The sequence below is a fragment of the Desulfobacteraceae bacterium genome (assembly GCA_022340425.1).
Classification (GTDB): Bacteria; Desulfobacterota; Desulfobacteria; order Desulfobacterales; family JAABRJ01; genus JAABRJ01.
In genome coordinates this window covers 22,697-45,201 of record JAJDNY010000014.1, presented here as the reverse complement: position 1 = coordinate 45,201, position 22,505 = coordinate 22,697, and the positions used below count along the sequence as shown (strand labels likewise).

The 22,505-nt window shown below is 63.8% G+C and carries 19 protein-coding genes; 7 read left to right on the top strand and 12 right to left on the bottom strand.

The genetic code is table 11. The features are described 5' to 3' along the window. The first annotated feature begins 1 nt into the window (after nt 1). Together LJE63_01215 and LJE63_01210 are read left to right on the top strand one after the other, a co-directional pair. A complete protein-coding gene (locus LJE63_01215; protein ID MCG6905214.1) occupies nt 2–1,111 on the top strand; it encodes a DNA photolyase in 1,110 nt (369 codons plus the stop codon). Further along, on the top strand, nt 1,092–1,769 hold the full coding sequence (locus tag LJE63_01210) for a thermonuclease family protein (GenBank protein ID MCG6905213.1): 678 nt from the start codon (nt 1,092–1,094) through the stop codon (nt 1,767–1,769). The genes LJE63_01215 and LJE63_01210 overlap by 20 nt, the downstream gene beginning before the upstream one ends. 101 nt (nt 1,770–1,870) lie before the next feature. Here LJE63_01210 and fusA read toward each other — a convergent pair whose 3' ends face one another. The 7 genes from fusA to LJE63_01175 form a co-directional block, all read right to left on the bottom strand. Further along, nucleotides 1,871–3,946 (bottom strand): elongation factor G, encoded by a 2,076-nt coding sequence (fusA, locus tag LJE63_01205; GenBank protein ID MCG6905212.1) that lies wholly within the window; start codon nt 3,944–3,946, stop codon nt 1,871–1,873. A 155-nt stretch (nt 3,947–4,101) separates the two neighbouring features. Beyond that, nucleotides 4,102–4,842 carry a TlyA family RNA methyltransferase gene (locus LJE63_01200; GenBank protein ID MCG6905211.1) on the bottom strand — a complete coding sequence of 247 codons (741 nt, stop codon included), beginning with the start codon at nt 4,840–4,842 and terminating at the stop codon, nt 4,102–4,104. Next, nucleotides 4,829–6,730, bottom strand: a complete 1,902-nt coding sequence (dxs, locus tag LJE63_01195) for a 1-deoxy-D-xylulose-5-phosphate synthase (GenBank protein ID MCG6905210.1) — start codon at nt 6,728–6,730, stop codon at nt 4,829–4,831. Before dxs ends, LJE63_01200 begins: the two co-directional genes overlap by 14 nt. A gap of 29 nt (nt 6,731–6,759) precedes the next feature. Further along, nucleotides 6,760–7,650, bottom strand: coding sequence for a polyprenyl synthetase family protein (locus LJE63_01190; protein ID MCG6905209.1), 891 nt, complete (start codon nt 7,648–7,650; stop codon nt 6,760–6,762). Then, nucleotides 7,643–7,885: an exodeoxyribonuclease VII small subunit gene (gene xseB / locus LJE63_01185; GenBank protein MCG6905208.1), complete on the bottom strand. Its 243-nt coding sequence runs from the start codon at nt 7,883–7,885 to the stop codon at nt 7,643–7,645. The genes LJE63_01190 and xseB overlap by 8 nt, the downstream gene beginning before the upstream one ends. Then, entirely contained in the window at nt 7,866–9,233 is a 1,368-nt protein-coding gene (gene xseA / locus LJE63_01180; protein MCG6905207.1) for an exodeoxyribonuclease VII large subunit, read from the bottom strand. Before xseA ends, xseB begins: the two co-directional genes overlap by 20 nt. 257 nt (nt 9,234–9,490) lie before the next feature. Continuing rightward, on the bottom strand, nt 9,491–9,793 hold the full coding sequence (locus LJE63_01175) for a hypothetical protein (protein MCG6905206.1): 303 nt from the start codon (nt 9,791–9,793) through the stop codon (nt 9,491–9,493). 111 nt (nt 9,794–9,904) lie between these two features. Between LJE63_01175 and LJE63_01170 the strand changes: the two genes are divergently transcribed. Further along, nucleotides 9,905–10,615: a Bax inhibitor-1/YccA family protein gene (locus LJE63_01170; GenBank protein MCG6905205.1), complete on the top strand. Its 711-nt coding sequence runs from the start codon at nt 9,905–9,907 to the stop codon at nt 10,613–10,615. A gap of 72 nt (nt 10,616–10,687) precedes the next feature. Here LJE63_01170 and glmM read toward each other — a convergent pair whose 3' ends face one another. Then, on the bottom strand, nt 10,688–12,037 hold the full coding sequence (gene glmM, locus LJE63_01165) for a phosphoglucosamine mutase (GenBank protein ID MCG6905204.1): 1,350 nt from the start codon (nt 12,035–12,037) through the stop codon (nt 10,688–10,690). Nucleotides 12,038–12,053: 16 nt separating this feature from the next. After that, a complete protein-coding gene (locus tag LJE63_01160; GenBank protein ID MCG6905203.1) occupies nt 12,054–13,313 on the bottom strand; it encodes a protein GlmU in 1,260 nt (419 codons plus the stop codon). Nucleotides 13,314–13,375: 62 nt separating this feature from the next. Between LJE63_01160 and LJE63_01155 the strand changes: the two genes are divergently transcribed. From LJE63_01155 to LJE63_01145, 3 genes are all read left to right on the top strand, one after another. After that, on the top strand, nt 13,376–13,657 hold the full coding sequence (locus LJE63_01155; protein ID MCG6905202.1) for a transcriptional regulator: 282 nt from the start codon (nt 13,376–13,378) through the stop codon (nt 13,655–13,657). A gap of 74 nt (nt 13,658–13,731) precedes the next feature. After that, the gene (locus tag LJE63_01150; protein ID MCG6905201.1) at nt 13,732–14,514 is read left to right on the top strand and encodes an endonuclease/exonuclease/phosphatase family protein; all 783 of its coding nucleotides are present in this window, start codon (nt 13,732–13,734) and stop codon (nt 14,512–14,514) included. Nucleotides 14,515–14,681: 167 nt separating this feature from the next. Beyond that, the gene (locus LJE63_01145) at nt 14,682–15,254 is read left to right on the top strand and encodes a hypothetical protein (protein ID MCG6905200.1); all 573 of its coding nucleotides are present in this window, start codon (nt 14,682–14,684) and stop codon (nt 15,252–15,254) included. Nucleotides 15,255–15,394: 140 nt separating this feature from the next. Here LJE63_01145 and LJE63_01140 read toward each other — a convergent pair whose 3' ends face one another. The 3 genes from LJE63_01140 to recB are packed head-to-tail and all read right to left on the bottom strand — an operon-like array spanning nt 15,395 to nt 21,982. Continuing rightward, complete coding sequence (locus LJE63_01140) at nt 15,395–16,414, bottom strand: ketoacyl-ACP synthase III (GenBank protein MCG6905199.1); 1,020 nt, start codon at nt 16,412–16,414, stop codon at nt 15,395–15,397. 59 nt (nt 16,415–16,473) lie between these two features. Continuing rightward, complete coding sequence (gene recD / locus LJE63_01135) at nt 16,474–18,336, bottom strand: exodeoxyribonuclease V subunit alpha (protein ID MCG6905198.1); 1,863 nt, start codon at nt 18,334–18,336, stop codon at nt 16,474–16,476. Nucleotides 18,337–18,373: 37 nt separating this feature from the next. Continuing rightward, a complete protein-coding gene (recB, locus tag LJE63_01130) occupies nt 18,374–21,982 on the bottom strand; it encodes an exodeoxyribonuclease V subunit beta (protein MCG6905197.1) in 3,609 nt (1,202 codons plus the stop codon). A gap of 163 nt (nt 21,983–22,145) precedes the next feature. On the opposite strand from recB, the gene LJE63_01125 reads away from it, so the two are divergent. Further along, entirely contained in the window at nt 22,146–22,457 is a 312-nt protein-coding gene (locus LJE63_01125) for a hypothetical protein (protein MCG6905196.1), read from the top strand. Nucleotides 22,458–22,505: the final 48 nt, after the last annotated feature.

The following is a 22,505-nucleotide window of genomic DNA, read 5'->3' as shown; positions in this document are numbered from 1 at the left end:
CTTGCCCATTTCCCAACTCTTCATCGACGCTGCGGTCGCCGGCCACCCCCTGGTCGGGCGCATCCAGCGCCACCTGGGGATTCCCGCCCGCACGGTGAGCGACCCCGGACCGGTTTTCGGGCAGGTGGCCGCCGCCGCCGATCCGGTTCAGGCCGCCAAAGAGGTGCTCCTGCTGACCCGCAACCGCGGGCCGTTCATACGCAAATGCCCCGGCACGCGCTGCTATACCTGCTGCGGCTACCAAATTCTGCACGTCGCCACCTTTTGTGTGATGGACTGTTCGTATTGCATTCTGCAATCCTATTTTCACCCGCCGCTGTTGCAGTTTTTCCTCAACCACGACGACATGCTGCGGGAATTGGCGCAGACCTTCGCACGACCCGGCATCAGCCGGATCGGCACCGGCGAGTTCACCGACAGCCTGATCTGGGAGCCCTGGACGGGCCTCTCCCAGGGCCTGGTGATGCGGTTTGCCGGCCAGAACCGTGCCGTTTTGGAACTGAAAACCAAAACCGCGGCCATCTCCGATCTGCTTCAGCTGCCGCACAACAAAAAAAGCATCCTCGCCTGGTCGGTCAACACGCCGCGGGTGATCGCCACCGAAGAGCGCCGCACAGCCAGCCTCAAGGCCCGGCTGCAGGCGGCCGCCCGGGCGGCGGCGCACGGCTACCCCGTTGCCTTCCATTTCGATCCGATGGTGATCTATGCGGGCTGTGAAGCTGAGTACCAGACCGTGGTGGCGGAGATTTTTGCCCATGTCGCCAGTCACCACATCGTCTGGATCAGCATCGGCACGTTCCGCTTCATGCCGGAGCTGAAACCCATCTTGCGCCAGCGCTTCCCCGATTCGCGCATTCTGACCGGCGAATTCATCCCCGGCCTGGACGGCAAGCTGCGCTACTTCAAACCGCTGCGGATTCGCCTCTACCAGGCTGTGATCCGGGCCATCCGCGAGGCCGCACCCGACGTGTGCGTTTATTTCTGCATGGAAGACGACGAGGTCTGGCAGCAGAGTTTGGGGTTTGTGCCGGCGGCCCGCGGCGGCCTTCCGCGGATGCTGGACCGCAGCGCCGTTTCGCACTGTGAGCTGGATGCCGGCCTGCTTTCCTGAGCGCCTGCGGGCTTGCTCCCGGGGGCTTCTCGGCCTGCTGTGCGCACTGGTGCTTCTCGTGCCGGCCGCCGGTGCTGCGGCCGCCGGCGCCTGGGAACGGGTGCGGCAGGTCAACGACGGCGATACGGTGGTGCTGGAGAGCGGGACCCGGGTGCGCTACATCGGAATCGACGCCCCGGAAATCGGCGGCGCCCGCGAGCCCTCGGAGCCTTTTGCCCAGGCGGCGCGCAGGTTCAATCGGCGACTCGTCCTGCACCAGAAAGTGCGCCTGGAGTATGACCGTGAGCGGCAGGACCGCTACAACCGTCACCTGGCCTACGTTTTTTTGGAGGACGGAATCATGGTCAACGAGGCCCTGCTGCATGCGGGCCTCGCATTCTGCCTTTACCGAAGCCCCAACGACCGCTACCGGCAGCGCCTGCTGGAGGCCCAGCGGGAGGCGCTGCAGGCCGGCCGCGGCATCTGGCGGGTCTTGCCGGAGAAAACGGGGCAGCCCTATGTGGGCAACAGCCGCTCCCGCCGCTTCCACCGCCCCGGCTGCCCCTCCGGCGAAGCCACCGGGCGCGGCCACCGCGTGCTGTTCGATTCGCTGCGGGAGGCGTTCTGGGAAGGGTTCGCGCCGGGGCGCTGCTGCTTTCCGCACGGGCTGGCACCCTGAGCACGGGGCAGGGGAGAAGGGCCGCAAAAACTAGGCCGCCGCCGGTGTGTCAAAATCCCACGCCGACGGCGGCCTCCATAGTTTTTGACGGATAAGGGGGGTTAACCCTTTTCCTTGAGGGCCGCCTCGATGACCTTTTCGGCAAGTTGCGCCGGCATCTCGTCGTAGTGCGAGAATTCCATGGTGTAGAGGCCCCGGCCGCCGGTCATGGAGTTCAAATCGGGGGCGTAGGTGAGAAACTCCGCCATGGGAACCTGGGCCTTGATGACCTGATATTTGCCCTCGCTGTCCATGCCCAGCACCCGTCCGCGCCGCCCGTTGAGGTCCCCCATGATGTCCCCCATGAATTCGTCGGGGGTCGTGATGGTCACGCTCATGATGGGTTCCAGCAAGACGGGCTTGGCTTCCTCGGCGGCTTTCTTGAAGGCCAGAGAGCCGGCGATCTTGAAGGCCATCTCGGAGGAGTCCACCGCGTGGAAGGACCCGTCGTCCAGGGTCACTTTGAAGTCCACGCACGGAAACCCCGCCAAAACCCCCCTGCGGGCCGACTCCTGAACGCCTTTTTCAACGGCGGGGATATAGGTTTTGGGTATCGCGCCGCCGACGATGGCGTCCACGAACTGGAACCCTTCGCCGCGGGGCAGGGGCTCCATCTGGATCCAGCAGTCGCCGAACTGACCGTGGCCGCCGGTTTGCTTTTTGTGGCGGCCCTGCACCCGCACCTTTTTCTTGATGGTTTCGCGGTAGGGGATTCTGGGGGTGTTGAGGTTGACCTCCACGTTGTACTTGCGTTTCAATTTTTCGATGGTGGCCTCGATGTGCACCTGCCCCATACCGGAGAGCAGGATCTCGCTGGTCTCGGCATTGCGTTCGACCTTGAGGCCGGGGTCTTCTTCCAGGAGTTTGGTCAGGGAGCTGAAAATCTTGTCCTCATCCCCCTTGGATTTGGGCACCAGCGCAAAGGAGATCAGGGTGGGCAGGGGCTTGACGCATTCAAACTGGATCTTGGCGCTTTCGTCGCAGAGGGTGTCGCCGGTGGTGGTTTCCTTGAGCTTGGCAAAGGCGACGATGGCCCCGGGGCACGCCTCGCCGATGGGCTTCTGTTCTTTGCCGGCGATGGTCAGCAGCTGGTTGTAGCGCTCACGGCACTCCTTGGTGGCGTTATACAGGGTCCCGTCGCCCGAGAGCTTGCCGGAAACCACCCGAAAGATCGACAGGCGCCCGGCATAGGGGTCGGCGATGGTTTTGAAGACGAACCCCGAAAAGGGCGCATCCGGCTCCGGTGCGCGCTCCACGCTTTCACCGCTTACGGGATCCAGGCCCTTGCGGGGGCCGCGGGCGAGAGGGGAGGGCATGCTGGCGGCGATGAAATCCAGCAACAGGTCGATTCCCATGCAGCGGGTGGCGGAGCCGCAGAGCACCGGGCTGAAGGTGCGGCTGATCAGACCCTTGTGGAGAGCCGCGCGGATCTCATCATCGGAGATGGTTTCACCCTCGAGGTAGCGTTCGATCAGTTCGTCGTCGGCCTCGGCGACGTTTTCGATCAGGGCCTCGCGTTCGGTTTCCACCTGATCCTGCATTTCGGCGGGTATGTCGGCCGCCGTGGCCTTGCCCTGATCGTCATAGAGATAGGCCTTCATGCCGATGAGGTCCACCACCCCACGAAAATCGGCCTCGGAGCCGATGGGCAGTTGGATGACGATGGGTTTGGGGTCTTCGAAGCTTTTGTGGGCGTCCTCCAGCGCTCGGGCGAAATCGGCGCGCTCCCGGTCGAGCTTGTTGACGAAAATCGCCACCGGCATGCCGAACTGGCGCGCCAGTTCCCAGGCCTGCTCGCCCTGGACCTTGACCCCGTCGACAGCGTCGATCACCACCAGGGCGGCGTCCGCCCCCTGGAGACAAAACTTGGTGTCGGTGAAGAAATTCATGTCGCCCGGCGTGTCGATCAGGCACACGGAGCGCTTTTTCCAGAGGAATGAATGGAACCCGCTGCTGATGCTCGAACCGCGCTTCAACTCTTCGGGTTCGAAGTCCATGGCGGTATTGCCGTCTTCCACCCGTCCCAGGCGGTTGATGACCCCGCTGTTGAAAAGCAGCACTTCGGCAAGCGAGGTTTTTCCGGAACCGCTATGGCCCACAAGGGCAACGTTTCTCAGTTTGTCCGCCATTTCACTCATCTAAGCTCCTCTCTACTTCCGAAATTTTGGTTGGAAAAGGCCGGGGTAGCCCCAATTCGCCAACTCCTATCCGGTTGACCTGAAAAAATCAACCCCGACTTTTGGACAAGACGCCACAGGACAAGCGGCTTTGCGGGCCTGAGACGACCGCCGCGTCACGGTGCGACGAGGTGGATGATAAACTCCCGGTTGCCCTTGGGGCCGAGGATGGGGGAGGGGATGACGGCGGCTGCGCTGAGGCCCAGGCCCTGGAAAAAGCGGGTGAGTGATGCGATCACTTCTTGGTGCAAGCCGGCATCGCGAACCACGCCGCCCTTGCCGACACGCCCCTTGCCAACCTCGAACTGGGGTTTGATCAGGGCCAGGATGTCTCCCCGGCTGGCGAGAAACGGCAGTGCGGCCGGCACCACGATCCGAAGGGAGATAAAGGAGGTGTCGATGGTGACGAGATCCACCGCCTCGGGAATGCGCTCCGGCGTCAGGTGGCGGATGTTGGTGCGCTCGATGACCACCACCCGCGGGTCCTCGCGCAGTTTCCACGCCAGCTGGCCGTAGCCCACATCCACCGCATAGACCCTGCGGGCCCCGCGCTGCAGCAGGCAGTCGCAAAAGCCGCCGGTGGAGGCGCCGACATCCAGGCAGCACTTGCCGGCGACCTGGAAGTCGAGGGCCTCCAAGGCGGCTTCCAGTTTCAGGCCGCCCCGGCTGACATAGGCCAGCCCCTCGCCCTTGAGCTTCAGCACGGCGGATTCCGCCAGCAGAGAGCCGGGCTTGGTCAGCGGAAAGCCGTCAGCCGTAACCTTGCCCGCAAGGATCAACTCCCGGGCGCGCTGGCGGGTGGCGGCAAGTCCGCGGGCCACCAGCAGAAGATCGGCGCGCCTTCTAGCTGGCGGCATTTCGCGGGCGGGGGCTGCTTTCCAGCATTTGACGGGCCGCGGCGACAATGGCGGCGGCATCGACGCCGTAGCGCGAGCGCAGAATCTTCTGAGTCCCGTGCTCCACGAAGGTGTCCGCCACGCCCACCCGCCGAAGCGTAAAACCGGTCAACTCGCTGTCGGCGAGGGCCTCCAGGACGGCGCTGCCGAACCCACCCTGACGCATGTTTTCCTCGACGGTCACGATTCTGGAGACCTTTGCCGCCAAGGGGCAAATCAAATCGATGTCGAGGGGTTTGACAAAGCGGCAGTTGACCACGGTGGCCGCGATGCCGTCCTGGGCCAGTAACTCGCGCGCCTGGAGGGCCTCCTGCACGCCGCGGCCGATGGCCAGCAGAAGCAGGTCATCGCCGTCGGTCAGGATCTCCCCCTTGCCGATCGCAAGCGGGGTGTCGTCTTTTTCCACCGGCACTCCCACGCCGATTCCCCGGGGATAGCGGAAGGCCACCGGTCCGTCGTGGGAAAGGGCCGTCACCAGCATCCGGCGCAGTTCGTTTTCGTCCTTGGGGGCCATGACCACCATGTTGGGCAGACTGCGCAGGAAGGACAAATCGAACAGGCCGTGGTGGGTGGCGCCGTCCTCGCCGACGATGCCGCCGCGGTCCAGTGCGAAAATCACCGGCAGCGAATCGATGCAGACGTCGTGCAGTATCTGGTCGTAGGCCCGCTGCAGGAAGGTCGAGTAGATCGCCACCACCGGCCGCATCCCTTCGGCGGCCAGCCCGGCCGCGAAGGTGACGCCGTGCTGCTCGGCAATGCCCACATCGAAAAAGCGCTCGGGGAAGGCCTCCGAAAACTGGCGCAGGCCGGTCCCCTCGGGCATGGCAGCGGTGACGGCGACGATGGCGGAATTTTTTTCGGCCAGTTCCACCAGGCTCTGACCGAAGACCTGGGTGTAGCTGGGGGGGTCGCCGGGATGCTGGATGCAGTTGCCGGTGTTGACTTCGAAGCAGCCGCAGCCGTGGAAATAGACCGGGTTTTCCTCGGCGGGCGGGTAGCCTTTGCCTTTCTTGGTGGTGACGTGCAGCAGCACGGGCTCCCGCAGGGCCTTGACGTTGTTGAGAATGTCGATCAGGTGGGTCAGATTGTGGCCGTTGATGGGGCCGAAGTAGGTGAAGCCGAAGGCCTCAAACAGCATGCCGGGGGTGATGAAGCTTTTGAAGGACTCCTCCGAGCGTTTGGCGAACTGATAAACGTCGTCGCCGATTTTGGGCAGCGATTTGAGAAACTCGCCGAACTCCTTGCGTAGGTCCTGGAGGTACTTGGTGGAGAAGGTGCGGCTGAGAAAAGAGGAGAGGGCGCCGACGTTGCGGGCGATGGACATGTCGTTGTCGTTGAGGATCACGATCAGGTCCTTGTTGATGTCGCCGGCTTGGTTGAGCCCCTCGTAGGCGATGCCGGCGGTCATGGAGCCGTCGCCGATCACGGCGATCACCTTGCCGGGGTCGTTTTTGAGGCGTTTGGCGCACGACATCCCCAGACCGGCGGAAATCGAGGTGCTGCTGTGGCCGGTGGAAAAGGCGTCGTAGGGGCTTTCCGAGCGGCGCGTAAAGCCGCACAGGCCCCCGAACTGGCGCAGGGTCGCGAAGCGGTCGCGGCGGCCGGTCAGCAGTTTGTGGGCATAGGCCTGATGCCCCACGTCCCAGATGATCTTATCCCCCGGTGCGTCAAAAACGTAGTGGATGGCGATCGCCAGCTCAACCACGCCCAGACTGGGCGCCAGATGCCCGCCGGTGTGGGAGACGACCTCGACGATCTGCTGCCGGATTTCGGCTGCAAGGGCCGGCAGCTGTTTGCGGCGCAGGTTTTTCAGGTCTTCCGGTGAGTCGATTTGGGTCAATAAAGGCAAGGCTGGACCCTCTCTTTTTAAACGCAAGGCTACCGCCGGCGCTTGACGATGTAGTTTGCGATCGCCCGAAGCGGGTCTGCTTTCGTATCAAATGCGGCGATTGCCTGCAAGCCTTCCCCGACCAGCTCCCGCGCCAGGGCTTTGGAACGCTCCAGACCCAGCAGGGCGGGGTAGGTGGTTTTGCTGCGGGCGGCATCGGTGCCAACCGCTTTGCCCAGCTCCGCAGGGTCTCCCTCGACATTGAGATTGTCGTCGGTCACCTGAAAGGCCAGGCCGATTTTGGCGCCGTAATGCTCCAAAGCGCGCACCTGCGCTTCGCTGCCCCCGGCCCAGAGGGCCCCGCTGCCAACCGCGGCCGTGATCAGAGCGCCGGTTTTGAGGCCGTGCAGCTCGGCCAGCCGGTCCAACGCCATGGGTCGACCTTCGGCGGCGATATCCCGCATCTGGCCCTCGACCATCCCCCGGCAGCCGGCGGCGCGGGAGATCCGGGCAATCACGGCGATCTGGGTTTCAGTTGCCGGTTGGCCGTCGGCACTGGGTTGGGCCAGGACCTGGAAGGCAAGGGTCAGCAGGGCGTCTCCGGCGAGAATGGCGGTGGCTTCGTCGAAGGCCACGTGGCAGGTCGGCTGACCCCGGCGCAGGGCATCGTCGTCCATGGCCGGCAGATCGTCATGGATCAGCGAGTAGGTGTGAATCAATTCCAGGGCGCAGGCTGGTTTGAGGGCTACTTCAGGTTTTGCACCGACGGCCTCGCAGGCGGCCATGCAGAGCACCGGGCGCAGGCGTTTGCCGCCGGCCATGAGCGAATAGCGCATGGCATCGATCAGCCGCCCGGGACTGCCGAGTTCCTCAAAAACACGGGCCAGCGCGGCCTCGACCTGACGCCGGCGCGCGTCCAGATAGGACGCCAGCTCAAACATCGTTTTCGCCGCGCTTATCGGCAAAAGGGGTTTCGCTCAGATTGCCGGCCGAATCCCGCATCAGCAGGGTGACCCGTTTTTCGGTTTCATCGAGCTTCTGGGCGCACAGCTTGGAGAGCCGGATGCCGTCTTCAAATCTTTTCAGGGCTTTTTCAAGCGGCAGATCACCGGCTTCCAGTTCTTGGACAATCTCCTCGAGCTGCTGCAGGGCTTTTTCAAAGTTGGGGGAGGCCATGGTCGCTTCTATCCTCAATCTTGCAGGTTAAACTTCCTTTTGCCACGATTACCCGGAGAACCTGGCCGATGTCCACCTGACGGCTGTCCCGAACGACCCTGCCATCGGGAAGCGAGCGGGTAATGCTGTAGCCCCGGGCCAAGACCGCCGGCGGACCGAGGGCGCTCAATTTGCCAGCCGCAGTGTTCAGTCGTGATTTTTTTATGATATAATTTTTATTCATAAAACTCAGAATCTTGGAGTTTATTAATTCAATCGTCGCTTTATGGTGCTGAACCCTTTCCAGGGGGGAATGGGCAAAGAGTTTCTTGACCCGCCATGAGAGGCGCTCGCGGCGCATCTGCAGGTCGCGGATGCCCGCGCGTTGAAGCCGACCGAGGTGATCGTCCAGTCGCAGCCGCAGGTCTTGGAGCCGCTTGCGGGGGTCGACCAGGGCGCGCCGGGTCTGTCCCAGGGCATCGCGCCGCGCGGCCAGAAGGCGCAACATGGCTTGCAGCAGAAGGGCGTACACACCCCGGCAGCGGGCGTTCAGCTCGGATTTCAGCGGCACCACCAGCTCGGCCGCGGCCGAAGGGGTTGGCGCCCGCAGATCGGCCACAAAGTCGGCAATGGTGAAATCGGTTTCATGGCCCACCGCCGAAACCACGGGAATGCGGGAGGTGAAAATGGCCCGCGCCACGGCCTCGGTATTGAAGGCGCTGAGATCCTCCAGCGAGCCGCCGCCGCGGGCCACGATGATCACATCCGCGGCTGCGCGCAGGTTGGCAATCACCAGGGCGGCGGCGATTTCCTCGGCGGCCCCTTGCCCCTGGACCCGCACCGGCAGGATTTCGACCGCCAGGTTGGGAAAACGGCGCCCCATGATTTGAAGCAGGTCCTGTAGCGCGGCGCCGGCCGGAGAGGTGATCAACCCAACGCAGCGGGGAACCGGAGGCAGGGGTTTTTTGTGCCGGGCGTCGAAGAGGCCCTCGGCGGCCAGCCGATTTTTGAGCTGTTCGAACGCCACCTGAAGCGCACCGACCCCCTGGGGTTCCAAGAATTCGAAAATGATCTGATACACACCCCGGGGCTCGTAGACGCTGATGCGGCCCAGACCGCAGAGGTGCATGCCGTTTTCGGGGAGAAATTTGACGCCGCGGGTCTGACCGCGAAACATCACCGCCTTGATCTGGGCCTTGTCGTCCTTGAGTGCGAAATAGAAATGGCCCGAACCGGCACGCACGAAATTGGTGACCTCACCGGAAACCCAGATGAAGGGATAGCGGTCTTCCAGAAGGGTTTTTATCTCGGCGGTGAGTCGGGAGACCGTGTAGATCTGGCTGGGGGTGTCGGCTTGAACGTCCTTCACGGCGACCTGGGGTTTCCGCTGGATCGGCCGCCTGACCGACTGCGGGTGGAAATATGGGCTGAGATTGCGCGTGGGCGATGTACCACTGACCAGAATATGGGACTCACTAGCATAGTTTGTGGGAAAAATTCAATCCTTTTGTATTATAACGCTTGGGTCTGTCCGGGGCCGAGCCCGGAAATCGCACCGATTCAATTTGTCCGATAATGAATATTATGTAAACTTTTAATTTCGACCAAGCGGGCCGGCCCTTTCCCCTATGCCCCGTCTGTTATCTGGTTGGGGGCCTCGGCAGCCGGGCCGTGGTGCTGGAGAAACTCCCGCACCGTCGGCACCAGGTAGATCCCCTCGTGGGGAAAACGATTGAGGCACTCCGCCAGCTTTTCGTTTTTGCGGTGGATGTTCAAGTGCTTGCTCATGATATACATCGGATGGCCCTTGACCATGCAAAAGCCGCTGCGCACCCGCAGGCCCGCGTGCCGAAGGTTCTGCTCCCGGACGCTGATGCCGAGCTTTTCGGCCAGATCTTTGAGGTGCTGGTAGAGTTCTTCGGCTTTCATCTCGGATTGTCGGCATTTGGGGATGAATGGATCCGATTACCCTTGAAAACCCCCGGTATTGTGTTATCTTCAGCCTAAATTAAACCTTTTTAAAAAATCAAGGAGGTCAGAATGCAGTCGTTACCACTTGAGCGCACCCAAACCCAAACCCAGGTACAGGTCAACGCGTTTGTGCGCAGCGTCTACAACTGGATGGCGGTCGGTCTTGCCCTGACCGGGTTTGTGGCATACTATGTCTCCACCAGCGAAGCCATCCTGCGGGTGGTCTTCGGCTCCCCCATGGTGCTGATAATACTTGTGATCGCCCAGCTGGGGTTGGTGTTTTCCCTGGCCGCGCGGGTCCACAAGATGGAGGCCTCCAGCGCGACGGCGGTTTTCGTGGTCTATTCGGCCCTAAACGGGGTGACCCTGTCCTCGATCTTTCTGGTGTATGCCAGAACCTCCATCGTGTCGGTTTTCTTCGTTTGCGCGGCCACGTTTCTGGCCTGCAGCGTCTACGGCTGGTTCACCCGCCGGGACCTGACTTCGATGGGCAATTTCATGTTCATGGGCTTGATCGGGATCATCATCGCCAGCCTGGCCAACCTGTTCTTCAGGAGCTCCGGACTGCAGGCCATCATCAGCTACATCGGCGTTCTGGTGTTCGTCGGGCTGACCGCCTATGACACCCAGAAAATAAAAAATATGGCCCTGTCCCAACCCGCGGGACTCGAGGCCGGGGTGGTCCGCAAAGGCGCCATCATGGGCGCCCTATCCCTTTATCTCGACTTTATCAACCTCTTCATCATGCTGCTGCACATTTTCGGCGGCAGCCGGGAATAACGGTTTTTTCGCCCGATTTTTGCTCCCTCCGCGGTCAATCCGCGGGGGGTGTTTTTTCGAATAATGCGGCCGTCAGGCCCCCAGCCGCCTGCGGACCACATCGGCGATCTGCCGGCAGAGGCGCTCGGTTTCCTCCCGGGTGGGGGCCTCCACCATCACCCGGCAAAGCGCCTGGGTGCCCGAGTAGCGCACCAGGACCCGCCCCCTGCCGGCCAACACCCCTTCGGCCGCCCGGACTGCTTTGGAAATGGCCGGCTCGGAATCTATCGGGGGCTTGTCGGTAACCGCCACATTGAGGGTCAGCTGCGGGAAGACGGTCATCACCCGGCGCAGCTGCGACAAGGGCTTCTCCTCGCTTTGGACGGCGGCCAACAGTTTCAGGCCGGCCAGCAGGCCGTCGCCGGTGGTGTGGTTTTCCAGAAAGATCATGTGGCCTGAGTTTTCGCCGCCCACCACGGCCCCGCAGGCCAGCATCTTTTCAAGGACATGGCGGTCGCCCACGGCGGCCCTGTGGTGCGCGATACCCAACTTGGATAGGGCCTTTTCAAGCCCCATGTTGCTCATGACGGTGGACACCACCGCGCTGCCCTTCAGGCGTCCCGCGGCCTGCAACCCCTTGGCGCAGACGGCCAGCACCTGATCGCCCGTGAGGGGTTCCCCTTTTTCGTCGACCGCGATCAGGCGGTCGCCGTCGCCGTCGAAGGCCAGGCCGATATCGGCAGCCTGCGCCACCACCTGCCGCGCCAGTGTTTCCGGATGCTGGGAGCCGCAGCCGGCATTGATGTTGCGGCCGTCGGGTTCGTTGAACAGCGTGGTTACCGCCGCACCCAGGGCGCTGAAAAGACGCGGCGCGACCTCCGAGGTAGCACCGTTGGCGCAGTCCAGAACGATTCGGCGCCCGGACAGGAAATCGCCGGACGGGGCGGTCGCAATCAAAAAGTTGACATAACGCTGCCCGGCATCGGGCAGCCAGCGCACCCGACCGGTCGCCTGGATGCTTTCGGCCCTCGCGGCAAGATCGACGTTTAACACCAGCGCCTCGATTTCGGCCTCGTATGCATCCGAGAGTTTGTATCCGTCCCCTTTGAAGACCTTGATTCCGTTGTCCTGGAACGGGTTGTGGGAGGCGGAGATGACGATTCCGGCGGCCCCCTTTGCGGCTCGCGTGAGGTGCGCCACCCCGGGTGTGGGCAGCACCCCCGCCATGGCGACGTTGCCCCCCATGGAACAGATGCCGGCCGCCATCGCGTGGGCCAGCATGTGCCCGGAGATGCGGGTGTCGCGGCCGACCACAAACGGGGCGCCGTCCGAGGGTGCAAACAGGACCGCCAGCGCCCGCCCCACAGTCATGGCCATCTCGGCGGTCATCGGGTAGGTGTTGGCCACCCCGCGAATGCCGTCGGTGCCGAACAAAATGCCCATTAAAAGGTTCCTTTCCTCAATCGCGGAGAGACAGCAAGGGCAGCGGCGCCAGGGCCGCCGCGCTGAAACGGCCCACAATCGCCTGCAGCCAGCGGGTGCCAGCGGCCGCAGCGGCGGGCTCCAGGCCCCGGATGGTGGCGAGATAGTCTCTGCCGGCGCTGCGGAGGGGCTCCTGGATTTTCTCCAGAAAGGCATCCCGCAGGCTCTCGGGACCGGCGTCCTCTTTTTGCTGGCTCATGATGGCCTTCATCTCGGGCCAGCCGGCGGCCAGTTCCGCCTTCTCCTGGAGCAGGGCATCCGAGGTGCTCTCACGCGCACTTTCGCGGTAGCGCCGGGCCGATTCGGGGAGTTTGGCGCAGAAGCGCCCGAACTGGCGCAGCCGCTCGTCGATGGCCGCGTCCACCGCCGCGAGGAGGCCTTCAAGAAGCGCCTGGGGAAAATCCGGCGAGACGAACTGGGCGCGCACGTGGGCATACCACTGTTTCAGAGCGGCCAGGTTGGCCAGGTAGGTGAGATTGTTGGCCACGATGCGGCGAATCCCGCGGTAAAGTCCGGGGCTAAACGGGATGCTGCCGCTCTTCAGGCCGCCATCGAACACCAGCCGCCCGGGTTGGGGCACATCCTTGCGGTAGACCGATCCGGCGGCGATAATGGTGCCGAAGGCCAATCGGCACGGCCCCACCAAACCGCCCTGCCCGCCCAGAAAAATAGGCCGCTGGTTGAGCATCACACCCGAGGGCACATCCCCCAGAAGCGACGGTGTGGCCTTGTCCTGATTGGGGGTGTAATTGAAGTGGATGTAGGAGCTGCCCACCTCGCTGTGGTCCTCCGGGCTGGTGCCGCCCGACATCAGGCAGTCGCAAAAATTTATCAGGCTGCCGAGGGTCACGAACGGAAAGAGGATAGTCTGTTTGAGCCCCACCGTGTGGGCGCCGCTGGCCCCCTCCTCCAGGATGGTGCATTCGCGGACGTGGGCCCCCGACCCCATGGCGGCCTTTGCGAGAAATACCGCCCCTCGAAAAAAACCCCCGCTCAGCCGAACCGCGGGGCCGACATGGCAGTTTTCGAGGGTCGCGGGGCCTTCGTAGCCGATCTTAGCCCCCTGCAGGATCAGGGTGCGGCGGCCGAAGATCTTGGTGCCGGCATGAAGCACCACGCCTTCCGCCGAGATCCGGGCGGGGTCGACCTCCGGGCCGATTTCCACGCTGGCCGGGGCCGGGATGCGGACCCCCTTGTTTAGCAGGATCCCGATGGGATCCGGAGCCGATGACGCCATCCAACACCTCTCGCGGTCGGGGTTGAAGCAGGGTTTGTTCTATACTATAAGTAGTTTGAGCGATGCAAACCATTCGTCAAGCCCTGGTCGAGCTTCTCTCCGGTGAGCCCTTGAGTGCCCGAGAGCTTTCCCGGATATTGGGTATCCGGGAGAAAGAGGTCTGCGAGCATCTGGTCCACATCGGCCGCACAGCCGGGGCGCGCCGCCAAAAGCTCCTGACCCTGCCCTTCGCCTGTCTGGACTGTGGCTTTGTATTCCGTGACCGCAAACGCTTCACCCGGCCGGGGAAATGCCCGCGTTGCCGCGGCACGCACATCGAGGTGCCCCGTTTCCAGCTGCGGTAAGAGGCCGCGTGGGCTTGCCCGCCAGCGGCTGTGGCGCTTCATGTGGTATGTGATGAAAGGACGATCCTCGCAAAATGCGAATGCTACTCTACAACATCCGTTACGCCGCCGGCATTGGCCGCAGGATCCACCTGCCGGTGCCTTACGCCGGCTACCTTAAAAAAACCGGTCGCAACCTGGAACAGATCGCCGCCTTCATCAGGGACGTCGCGCCGGACATCGCCGGGTTGATCGAAGTCGACAGCGGGTCTTTTCGTTGCGAAAAATCCAACCAGGCCGACACCATCGCCCGTGAAATGCAGCACTACGCCATCTACCGGTCGAAATATGCCCAAAACTCCCTGATCCAGAAAATTCCGGTTCTCAACAAGCAAGGCAACGCCTTTTTGACCAATCAGGAAATCCAGTCCATCCGCTACCATTATTTCAACGAGGGCATCAAGCGGCTGGTGATCGAACTGGAGCTGAAAGAAATCAAACTTTTTCTGGTGCACCTCTCGTTGAAATTCCGCCATCGCCAGCAGCAGCTGCGCGATCTCAACGGGGTCCTTCAAAATGAGAGGAAACCCTTTGTGGTCGCCGGCGATTTCAATCCCCTGCGCGGCGCGCGCGAGTTGGGGGAGTTTATCGCCGCAACCGGATTGAAAAGTGCCAACGACAGCGGCATGCCGTCCCATCCAAGCCGCTCCCCGCGGCGCCAGCTGGATTTTATCCTCTACAGCCCCGAGATCCGCACCCGTGATTTTCAGGTGCCCCAGGTCAAGTTTTCCGACCACGTGCCGCTGATCTGGGATTTCGAGGTGACCCAGCCCCCAGGGCGGCCCCGGAAACCGCCGGCCCTCCCCGCGCTCCATTGATCCCCTTTCGGCCCCAATCCCGCCGCCTGAGGCGGGAGATCTTTTGCCGTACGGCGCCGCTGTGGCTGCTCTGCCTGATCGCCGGGCTCCTCTGGGGCTGCGCCTTGACCCCTGGCGCCCGACCAACAAAAGAACCGGGCGACCGGCGCGGGGTCGAGCGCCTGGTCTTGGCCCCCTTCACCGGCGCGTACGGCGATAGCCTGCAGCGCGCCCTTTTCGATCGTCTGACGAAAAAAGGCGGCTTAAAGGCCGTCTACCTGGAGAACCGGCATTTGGGGATGCCCGAAAACCTTGGGGACTCCGAAGGCCGGCGTGCGCAGCTGAAAACCTGGCAGCCCCTTGCCGATGCGGTCGTGAGCGCCCGCACCAGCGCCACCCTGGTCGACAGCCCGGGCGCCGACCGGGTGGAGGTACGCGAGGGCACGGGGCAATTCAGACAAATCCGCAACGTCGACGGCGACTGGGTTTCCGTCGAGATCATGCGCACGCGACTGCGACGGGTTCCGTTTGTCGTCCGGCAGGCGACCCTCACGGCCGATTTCCGGCTGGATCACCTCAGGCAAGCCGGGATGTCTTTCGAAAGCAGCGCGACGGTTGCCAGCACCGAAAAATACGGTGGCGACAGCCCGCTGCCAATCGCAGCGCTGCCCGCGGCGGGCGAGAGCGCACAGGCGCTTGCTGAGCGCTTGGCCGCCCGCATGGCGCTTGAGATCGCCGGTGGTCCCCTCCCGCAGCCGTGAAGGCGCTCGAAAAACAGGTCCTCTCTGTCTCTGGTTCATCAAAGTTCTGAGCCCCGCGGGGCAAAACAAAAACGGGATGGTGGCCGATGATCACCATCCCGTTTTTGCCGCTGCGGCGGAAAGCGTGTGAGCCTTCGCGTTCACTTCGGAAATCGATACAGCACAGCCCCCCAGGTCAGCCCCGCCCCCAGGCCGATGAAAAGAACGGTGCTGCCCGGCCCGATCTTCTTTTGTTCCAGGGCGTCGTCGCACGCCATGGGAATGCTGGCGGCGGTGGTGTTGCCGTAGCGGTTGATGTTGCTGAACAGTTTTTCCTCCGGAAGCCCCAGAGATTTCATAAATGCCTGGTTGATGCGCAGGTTGGCCTGGTGGGGGATCACCATATCGATGTCCTCCACCGTCAGACCGGCCTTGTCCAGGACTTCCCGGGCCGCTTCGGGAAGCCGCCGGACCGCGTGCTTGAAAACGGACTTGCCTTCCATTTTGGGCCAATGGCGCCCCTCGCGGATCATCGCCTCGGAGATGCCCGGTTTTTCGCGGAAAGCGGGCGCTTCCATCATCAGGATATCGGCGAATTCCCCCTGGGCGTGCAGTACCGAGGCCAGCACCCCGGCAGGCGCTTCGGTTGCAACGGCCTCCAGGCAGACCGCACCGGCCGCATCGCCGAAAAGAACAGCGATGTCCCGGCCACGGGTGGAAATGTCCAGGCAAGTGCTGTGGACCTCACCGCCGACGAAAAGAATCCGCCGGTAAAGGCCGCTGCGGATGAAGGCATCGGCCATGGCGAGGCCGTACAGAAAGGCGGAACATTGCTGGCGGATATCCAGCGCCGGGGTTTCGGAAAGCCCCAGTTTGCGCTGCAGCAGGCACCCGGGGCCGGGAAAGAAGATATCCGGGCTGAGGGTCCCGAAAATGATCAGGTCGATATCCGTAGGGCGCCAGCCGGCCCGTTCCAGAGCAATCTTGGCGGCCTCCAAACCCAGGTCGGAGGCCCCCACCCCGCCCTCTTCCGGAATCCAGTGGCGCTGCTCGATGCCGGTTCGCTGCCGGATCCATTCATCCGTGGTGTCCATCCAGCGGGTGAGGTCCTGGTTGGTGACCACCCGGGGAGGGACGTAGCGTCCGGTACCTTTTATGATGGTTTTAACGGGTTGGTTCATGGGGCAGAAATCTCCTCGCCTGCGGGGGCGGGCCGCCCCAGGCACTTTGGCACACGCTTTTATTTTTCGTGGGTTCCGTTCCAGAGGGCATCGTGCAGTCCTGAAGCCCGTTCAATTTTTTTGGACACGGCAGCGGTTAAACCACCTTCGGGTCCCCAGATCAATACTTTTTCTCGGGCCCGAGTTACCGCGGTGTACAGGAGTTCCCGGGTGAGGAGGGGGGAATCGTTTTCCGGTAAAATGACCAATACCGAATCGAACTCCGATCCCTGACTTTTGTGGACGGTCATGGCAAAAACGGTCTCGTGGGCTGGCAGGCGCTGGGGCGGCAAGCGCCGGACGTCTCCGTCCGGTCCGGCGAAGCAGGCATCCTGCCGGTCCGCGTGTCCCTCGGCGGGCAGAATAACCCCCAGATCGCCGTTGAAAAGGCCCATCTCGTGGTCGTTGCGCGTAATCAGCAGCGGACGCCGGGTGTACCAGCGTTCGGACGGGTCGATCCAGCCGCTGCGTTTCAGGCTGGACTCGGCCAGCCGGTTGAGCGCATTGACGCCGTACGGGCCCCGGTTGAAGGGCGTTAGGACGGTGAAGCGCCCGAGGGCTTTCAAGGCCTCGGCCGGGCTTTCGGCGCTCAGATAGTCCCGGTAGCCCTCGCGAAACCGTTCGGAGAGTCGCTGCTCAAATTCCCCGGGCGCAGGCAGCGGCTGCCAGCAGACGCTGGCATCCGGCGGCGTCCGCAAAAGACCGGCCGCCGCCGCCACGTCGCCGGCGTTGACCGCGCGGCTGAGACGCCCGATTGCGCTGCCCTCGGCAAAGCGGTAGTTGTGGCGCAGGGCAACAATACAGTCCGCCAGCCCGGAGCGCTGCTGGTTCGGGTCGCACCACCGTTGCAGGTTTTCGCTGCATGCGGCCGAAAGCGTCGCGCCAAATTCCCGTGAAAAGCGGTGTTCGGCCGTTCGCCCGCAGAGATCCGCGAGGACCGCGCCGGCTTCCACCGACGCCAGCTGGTCTTTGTCACCAACCAGAATCAGGCGCGCCGCCGGCGGCATCGCCTGCACCAGCTTGGCCATCAGGGCCAGGTCCACCATGGAGGCTTCGTCCACCACGACCACGTCCACCGCCAGCGGGTTTTGGGCATCGTGCCGGAAATAGGGCGATCCGGGAAGGGTGCCCAGCAGCCGGTGGAGGGTGGTGGCCTGGGCCGGAATGGCTTCTTTGACCGCGGCGGGGCAGTCCAGTTCCTGGCGGGCGGTGCGAATGGAGGCGCTGATCCGGGCGGCCGCCTTGCCGGTGGGGGCGGCCAGCTGGATGCGCAGATTCGGGGTGGGCCCCTGCTCCAGCAAGATCGCCAGCAGCCGGGCGACGGTGGTGGTTTTGCCGCTGCCGGGCCCGCCTGAAATGATGCACAGCGCCTTCAGCACCGCCACCACGGCCGCCACCCGCTGCCAGTCCACCGGGGATTCGACCCGGTGCGGGAAAAGCCGATCGAGGCTTGCCCGCAACCGTGGCGGGTCGAATTCGGGAAACACGGTGGATGCCTTGGCGGCAACCGCCGCCGCCAGGATCTGTTCGTATTCCCAGTAGCGATAGAGGTAGAGCCGGTTGTCCGCGTCCAGCACCAGTGGCCGAAATTCTCCCGGCTCCCCGACAACCCCGCTCTCAAGCAGCATCCGGCGCCAGCAGCCAGGCTCCGGGCACGCGGCCTCCGCCTTTGCCCCGGCCCCCATGGGCAGGGCCCGACCCCCCTGGGCCTGCAGGTCCAGGCAGACCGCCCCCTCGCCGGTGGCACGGCTGACCAATGCGGCGGCCAACCCGGCGGCGATCTCCGAAGTGCTGGCCAGGCGGGTGATCAAACAGGCAAAATGGAAATCTATTTCAGATATAATTCCGCTTTTTTTTAAATTACTTAAAAGTTTTTTGCTCATATTTTACTTTAATTCAAGAGACCGTCCGGCAGCGGGTTTAAAGGGGATTGAATCCCGGGATCAACAGCTTTCCCAGGGCCGCGATCCGCCCCGCCGCGGGGCGATCGTGGAAAATGCCGAAATCCGGCCCGCAGGCCGGGTCGATGCCTCGTAGAAACAGATAGAAAACGCCGCCGAAATGTGTGTCGTAACGGTAATCCGGCAGCCTCAGGCGCAGCAGTTGGTGCAGGGCCAGGGCGTAGAGGTGGTACTGAAGGACGTACAAAGAGGCCGCCATCTCGGATCGCAGATTCGCCTGGGCGTAGTGCGCGACAGCGGGGCCGAGGTAGTTGGACTTCCAGTCCACCAGGTAATAGCGACCGGCGTGGTGAAAGACCAGATCGATGTAGCCTTTCATAAATCCCCTCTCCGGGCGGAAACTCAGGGCCTTGAAGCGCCTTCCAAGGTCAGGGAAGTCCGCCGCGCTGCCCTCCGGGCGCAAAATGTCCTCCAACTCGGCGAGCGCAAAGGTGTTCAGGGGAAAATAGAACGCCATTTCATTTACCCGCTGGCCGGCGGTGATCCGCTCCAGGCGAAGGGTTTCCTGACCGGCCGCCAGCGGGCTGGCGAGCACGCGCGCCAGCATGGTCAACAGGGCGGGCTGCCAGGCGGGGTCAAACCCGTAGGCCGCCAGCAGTCTTTCCACCAGACCGGCGCGATGGTCCGGATCATCGGCGCTGAAATCCAGGTGTTCTAAAAGGTCGTGTAGAAAGGTGCCGGCGCGTGCACCCCTGGGGAAAGCGGCGATATCCGTTTGTCCGGCGGGCGCCTCGACGGCGGGTGGGCTCTGCGCCGCGGGAACCGCCGGCAGCGCGTCGTGATCGGGCCATTCCGCGGGGAAATGGGCGCCGGAGACCAGGGCCGTGTAGCTGGTGATGCGCCAGCTGGGCGTCACCGAGCCCTGAAAGGCCGGAAGGACCAGCTTCGCCGGCGGTGCCGCCGGCGGTTTGAAACGCCCGTCGGCGGACCCTGCGGGCAGCGGCAAAAGCTCGATGGCGCCCCTCGAGAGGGCGGCACGGGTTTTCAGCTCCTCAAAAAGGGTGCTCCCGCTTTTGCGCTTGAAAAGATCCTGCAGCGCGCCCACCGGGTCATGCGACCCGCTCGGTGATGCGCCATGCAGCAGGTAGGCCGGGGCCGAGGTTTCGGCGGTGCTGATCCGCCCCCAGGCCAGGTAGCAGCGCTGCTTGGCGCGGGTCACGGCCACATAGAGCAGCCGGAGGTTTTCGGCCAGCCCCTCGGTCCGAGCCTGGATACGGTGGGCCTCGAAGTGCTCGTCGCCGAGATCCAGGGTCAGGCGGCCGTCGGCATCCGGGTCGTGGAAGCGCAGCAGCGGTTCCCGTGACAGCGCCCCCTCCCAGGTAAACGGGCAGAAAACCACCGGGAATTCAAGCCCCTTGCTCTTGTGCATGGTGATGATGCGCACTGCCTGCGCGTCGCTTTCAAGCCGCAGCTGATGCTCCTCCAGCCGCTGGCTGGCGGGGTCGCGCTGCTGGGACAGCCATTTCACCAGGCCCGCCGGCGGCAGGGCGTTCTCCACCGCCGCGCGCTGAAGGATCTCGCCCAGCTGCAGCAGGTTGGTCAGGCGCCGCTCGCCGTCGGGATAGGCCAGCAGCCGGCCCTTGACCCGTTCGCGGCCCAACAGCAGCCGGAACATGCGATAGAAACCGCTGCGCTGCCAGATCTCCAGATAGTCGCAGAAGGCGGCCAGGCGATCCGCCCACCAGGCGCCGGCGGGGACGGCGGTATCCAGCTCGCTGGCTTTGGCGCCCAGCATGTCGCTGGCCAGGGCGGCCCGCAGCCGCCGCTCGGCCGCCGGCTCCAGGATCGCCGCCAGCACCTGCTGGATTTCGGCGGCTTCCGGCGTGTCAAAGATATTGTCCTCGCCGATCAGAACCGCCGGTAGCGCCAGGGCGGCCAGCTCCCGCTGGATTTGTCTGGCCTGTCGGTTGGTGCGCACCAGGACGGCGATATCGCCCGGTTCGGTCCGAGCCGGGCCGGGGCGGGTGAGACCTAAAATCTCCCCGGCCACCGCTTCCGCGATCCGGGCCACCGCGGTTTCCTTGGCAAGGGGTTTTTCCTCGGCCGCGTCCAGCCACCAGACCACAAACGGCGCCTGGGACGGCGGTGCATCCTCGCGGGGCGCGCATCCCGGCTGCCCCGCCGCAAAGGTGATTTCCTCGAACACGAAAGGCGCCGCCACGTTTTCAAAGAGGGTGTTGACCGCCGTGATCAGCGCCGGCGCAGAGCGCCAGTTGCGGGTCAGGGTATAGCGCCGGTCGCACTGGCGCGCGGCCGCCATGTAGGAGAAGACATCGGCGCCGCGAAAGCTGTAGATCGCCTGTTTCGGGTCGCCGATCAGAAAAAGGGTCCGATCGCCGCCGCCGAAGAGGCGCGAAAAAATATCGTACTGGACGGCGTCTGTGTCCTGAAACTCGTCCACCAGCGCGGCCTTGAACTTGGCCCGCACCGCATCGGCCAGCAAGCGGCCGCCGTCGGGCCCCACGAGGGCTTTGGCGACCGTGGTCAGCAGGTCGTCGAAAAACTGGATGTTCTGCACCTGCTTGCGCCGGCCCAGCTCGGTTTCGGCATATCGGAAGACCTGCCGGCGCAAAAACAGAAACCGGCGCGCCATCTCCTCTTCAAGGGCCGCCGCCCGCTCCTCAACCTCGGCGCAGAGGGCGAAGAAAGGGTGATCGGGCGCGGCCTGGTTTTTGCGGACAGCCGCGGACAGCTTGGGGGTGGTGAAGAGCGAGAATTTTTCAAAGAGCGGAAAACCCGTCCCGTGGGGGGCGGCCAAGAGATCCATTTCCCGGCAGAGGGCCGCGATCTGGAGATCACGGCGGCTTAACGCACCCCCCGCCGCTATGGGCTTCAGGCTCCCGTAGACCGTGCCGCTGAGGGCCGGATCGCGCAGCAGGCGCGCCACCGCCTCTTTTGCGTGCGGCCACTGTCGCCGAAGGGCGGTCAGCGACCGGCGATAGGGGGCCAGGGTTTCCAGGGCGGCTTCCGGCGCCTCGGGGATGATGCGGATCCCCGGGGTCTTCAACTGCTGCAACAGCCCCAGGAAATAGGTCGGACCACCGGCCCGGCTGCGGAGATAGGCGACAAATTCGGGCGGCGCCCCGTAAACCTGGCGCCGCCAGAAATCATCGGCGACCTCTTGCAGCAGCGGGCGCGGGTCGGTTTTGAGCTCGGTTTGAAAGCCGCTGCCGGTTTCGAAGGCGTTTTCCAAAAGGATCCGCTGACAGAAACCGTGGATGGTGAAAATGGCGGCGCGGTCGAATCCCAGCAGCGCCTGGCGCAAACGGCCAAGGGCCTGCGCGCGGTCGGCCGTGCGGGCCACCAGGTCCTGGATCAGGCCGTCCTGGCCGCCACCGCGCCCAAACCCGCCCTCCGCCTCCAGCAGCCGGGCCCGGATCCGGCTCTGCAGCTCCTCGGTGGCGGCCTTGGTGAAGGTCACCACCAGGATTTCCTCGGGCACAAGGCCCTGTTCCAGAATCAGCCGCAGATAAAGGGCGGCGATCGCGTAGGTTTTCCCTGTTCCTGCGCCGGCTTCGATCAGGTTGACACCGGTCAGCGGTGCCCGGAGCAGGTCGAAAGCTTGCATGGAGATCTCCACCAAAAGGCGTTCAGAGGGCCGCTTGCGGCTGCCACGGCCCGTTTGCGGATTTTGGGCGGCTGTGTTAGAAACTTCGAAAAAGGCGCGCATTTAGCGCAACGCGCAGGATCGCGGGTGCCCTTTCACCAAATTCAGACTGTCAAATCCCACGATGTTTTCAGGAATTCAGGAAATTCTGGTCCTTGCCGGGATCGTCGGGGCGATTTTCCTGCTGCCGCGCATAGCTGGCCGCAGCCGCCCGCCTGAGCCCGTCCGCCGCCGGTTGTCCAGCCCCCTGGCCGGCCTTTCCGGCGGCATGCGCATAGCTGTGAGCGCCTCCCTGCTCTGGCCGCTGGGGGCCGCCGTTTACCTGGAGCCCTGGCAAAACGGCCCGCGCGCTTTTCTCCTGGCCGGCCTGCTGCCGGTGGCCGCCCTCTGGGGGATCCTCTGGGTGACGGCCGGGTTCCGCCATAAACGCCGTTAGGCGCCCGTCATTTTTGGGGCCGCCGCCCCACCCCTCCCCGCCGACTGA

What these genes read in the sequence shown, in the direction of transcription:
- recB (MCG6905197.1), bottom strand. Translation starts at nt 21,982, where the DNA reads ATGCAAGCTTTCGACCTGCTCCGGGCACCGCTGACCGGTGTCAACCTG.
- LJE63_01160 (MCG6905203.1), bottom strand. Translation starts at nt 13,313, where the DNA reads ATGGCGTCATCGGCTCCGGATCCCATCGGGATCCTGCTAAACAAGGGG.
- LJE63_01170 (MCG6905205.1), top strand. Translation starts at nt 9,905, where the DNA reads ATGCAGTCGTTACCACTTGAGCGCACCCAAACCCAAACCCAGGTACAG.
- LJE63_01200 (MCG6905211.1), bottom strand. Translation starts at nt 4,842, where the DNA reads ATGCCGCCAGCTAGAAGGCGCGCCGATCTTCTGCTGGTGGCCCGCGGA.
- LJE63_01175 (MCG6905206.1), bottom strand. Translation starts at nt 9,793, where the DNA reads ATGAAAGCCGAAGAACTCTACCAGCACCTCAAAGATCTGGCCGAAAAG.
- recD (MCG6905198.1), bottom strand. Translation starts at nt 18,336, where the DNA reads ATGAGCAAAAAACTTTTAAGTAATTTAAAAAAAAGCGGAATTATATCT.
- LJE63_01155 (MCG6905202.1), top strand. Translation starts at nt 13,376, where the DNA reads ATGCAAACCATTCGTCAAGCCCTGGTCGAGCTTCTCTCCGGTGAGCCC.
- LJE63_01150 (MCG6905201.1), top strand. Translation starts at nt 13,732, where the DNA reads ATGCGAATGCTACTCTACAACATCCGTTACGCCGCCGGCATTGGCCGC.
- xseB (MCG6905208.1), bottom strand. Translation starts at nt 7,885, where the DNA reads ATGGCCTCCCCCAACTTTGAAAAAGCCCTGCAGCAGCTCGAGGAGATT.
- fusA (MCG6905212.1), bottom strand. Translation starts at nt 3,946, where the DNA reads ATGAGTGAAATGGCGGACAAACTGAGAAACGTTGCCCTTGTGGGCCAT.
- LJE63_01140 (MCG6905199.1), bottom strand. Translation starts at nt 16,414, where the DNA reads ATGAACCAACCCGTTAAAACCATCATAAAAGGTACCGGACGCTACGTC.
- LJE63_01210 (MCG6905213.1), top strand. Translation starts at nt 1,092, where the DNA reads ATGCCGGCCTGCTTTCCTGAGCGCCTGCGGGCTTGCTCCCGGGGGCTT.
- LJE63_01125 (MCG6905196.1), top strand. Translation starts at nt 22,146, where the DNA reads ATGTTTTCAGGAATTCAGGAAATTCTGGTCCTTGCCGGGATCGTCGGG.
- LJE63_01190 (MCG6905209.1), bottom strand. Translation starts at nt 7,650, where the DNA reads ATGTTTGAGCTGGCGTCCTATCTGGACGCGCGCCGGCGTCAGGTCGAG.
- glmM (MCG6905204.1), bottom strand. Translation starts at nt 12,037, where the DNA reads ATGGGCATTTTGTTCGGCACCGACGGCATTCGCGGGGTGGCCAACACC.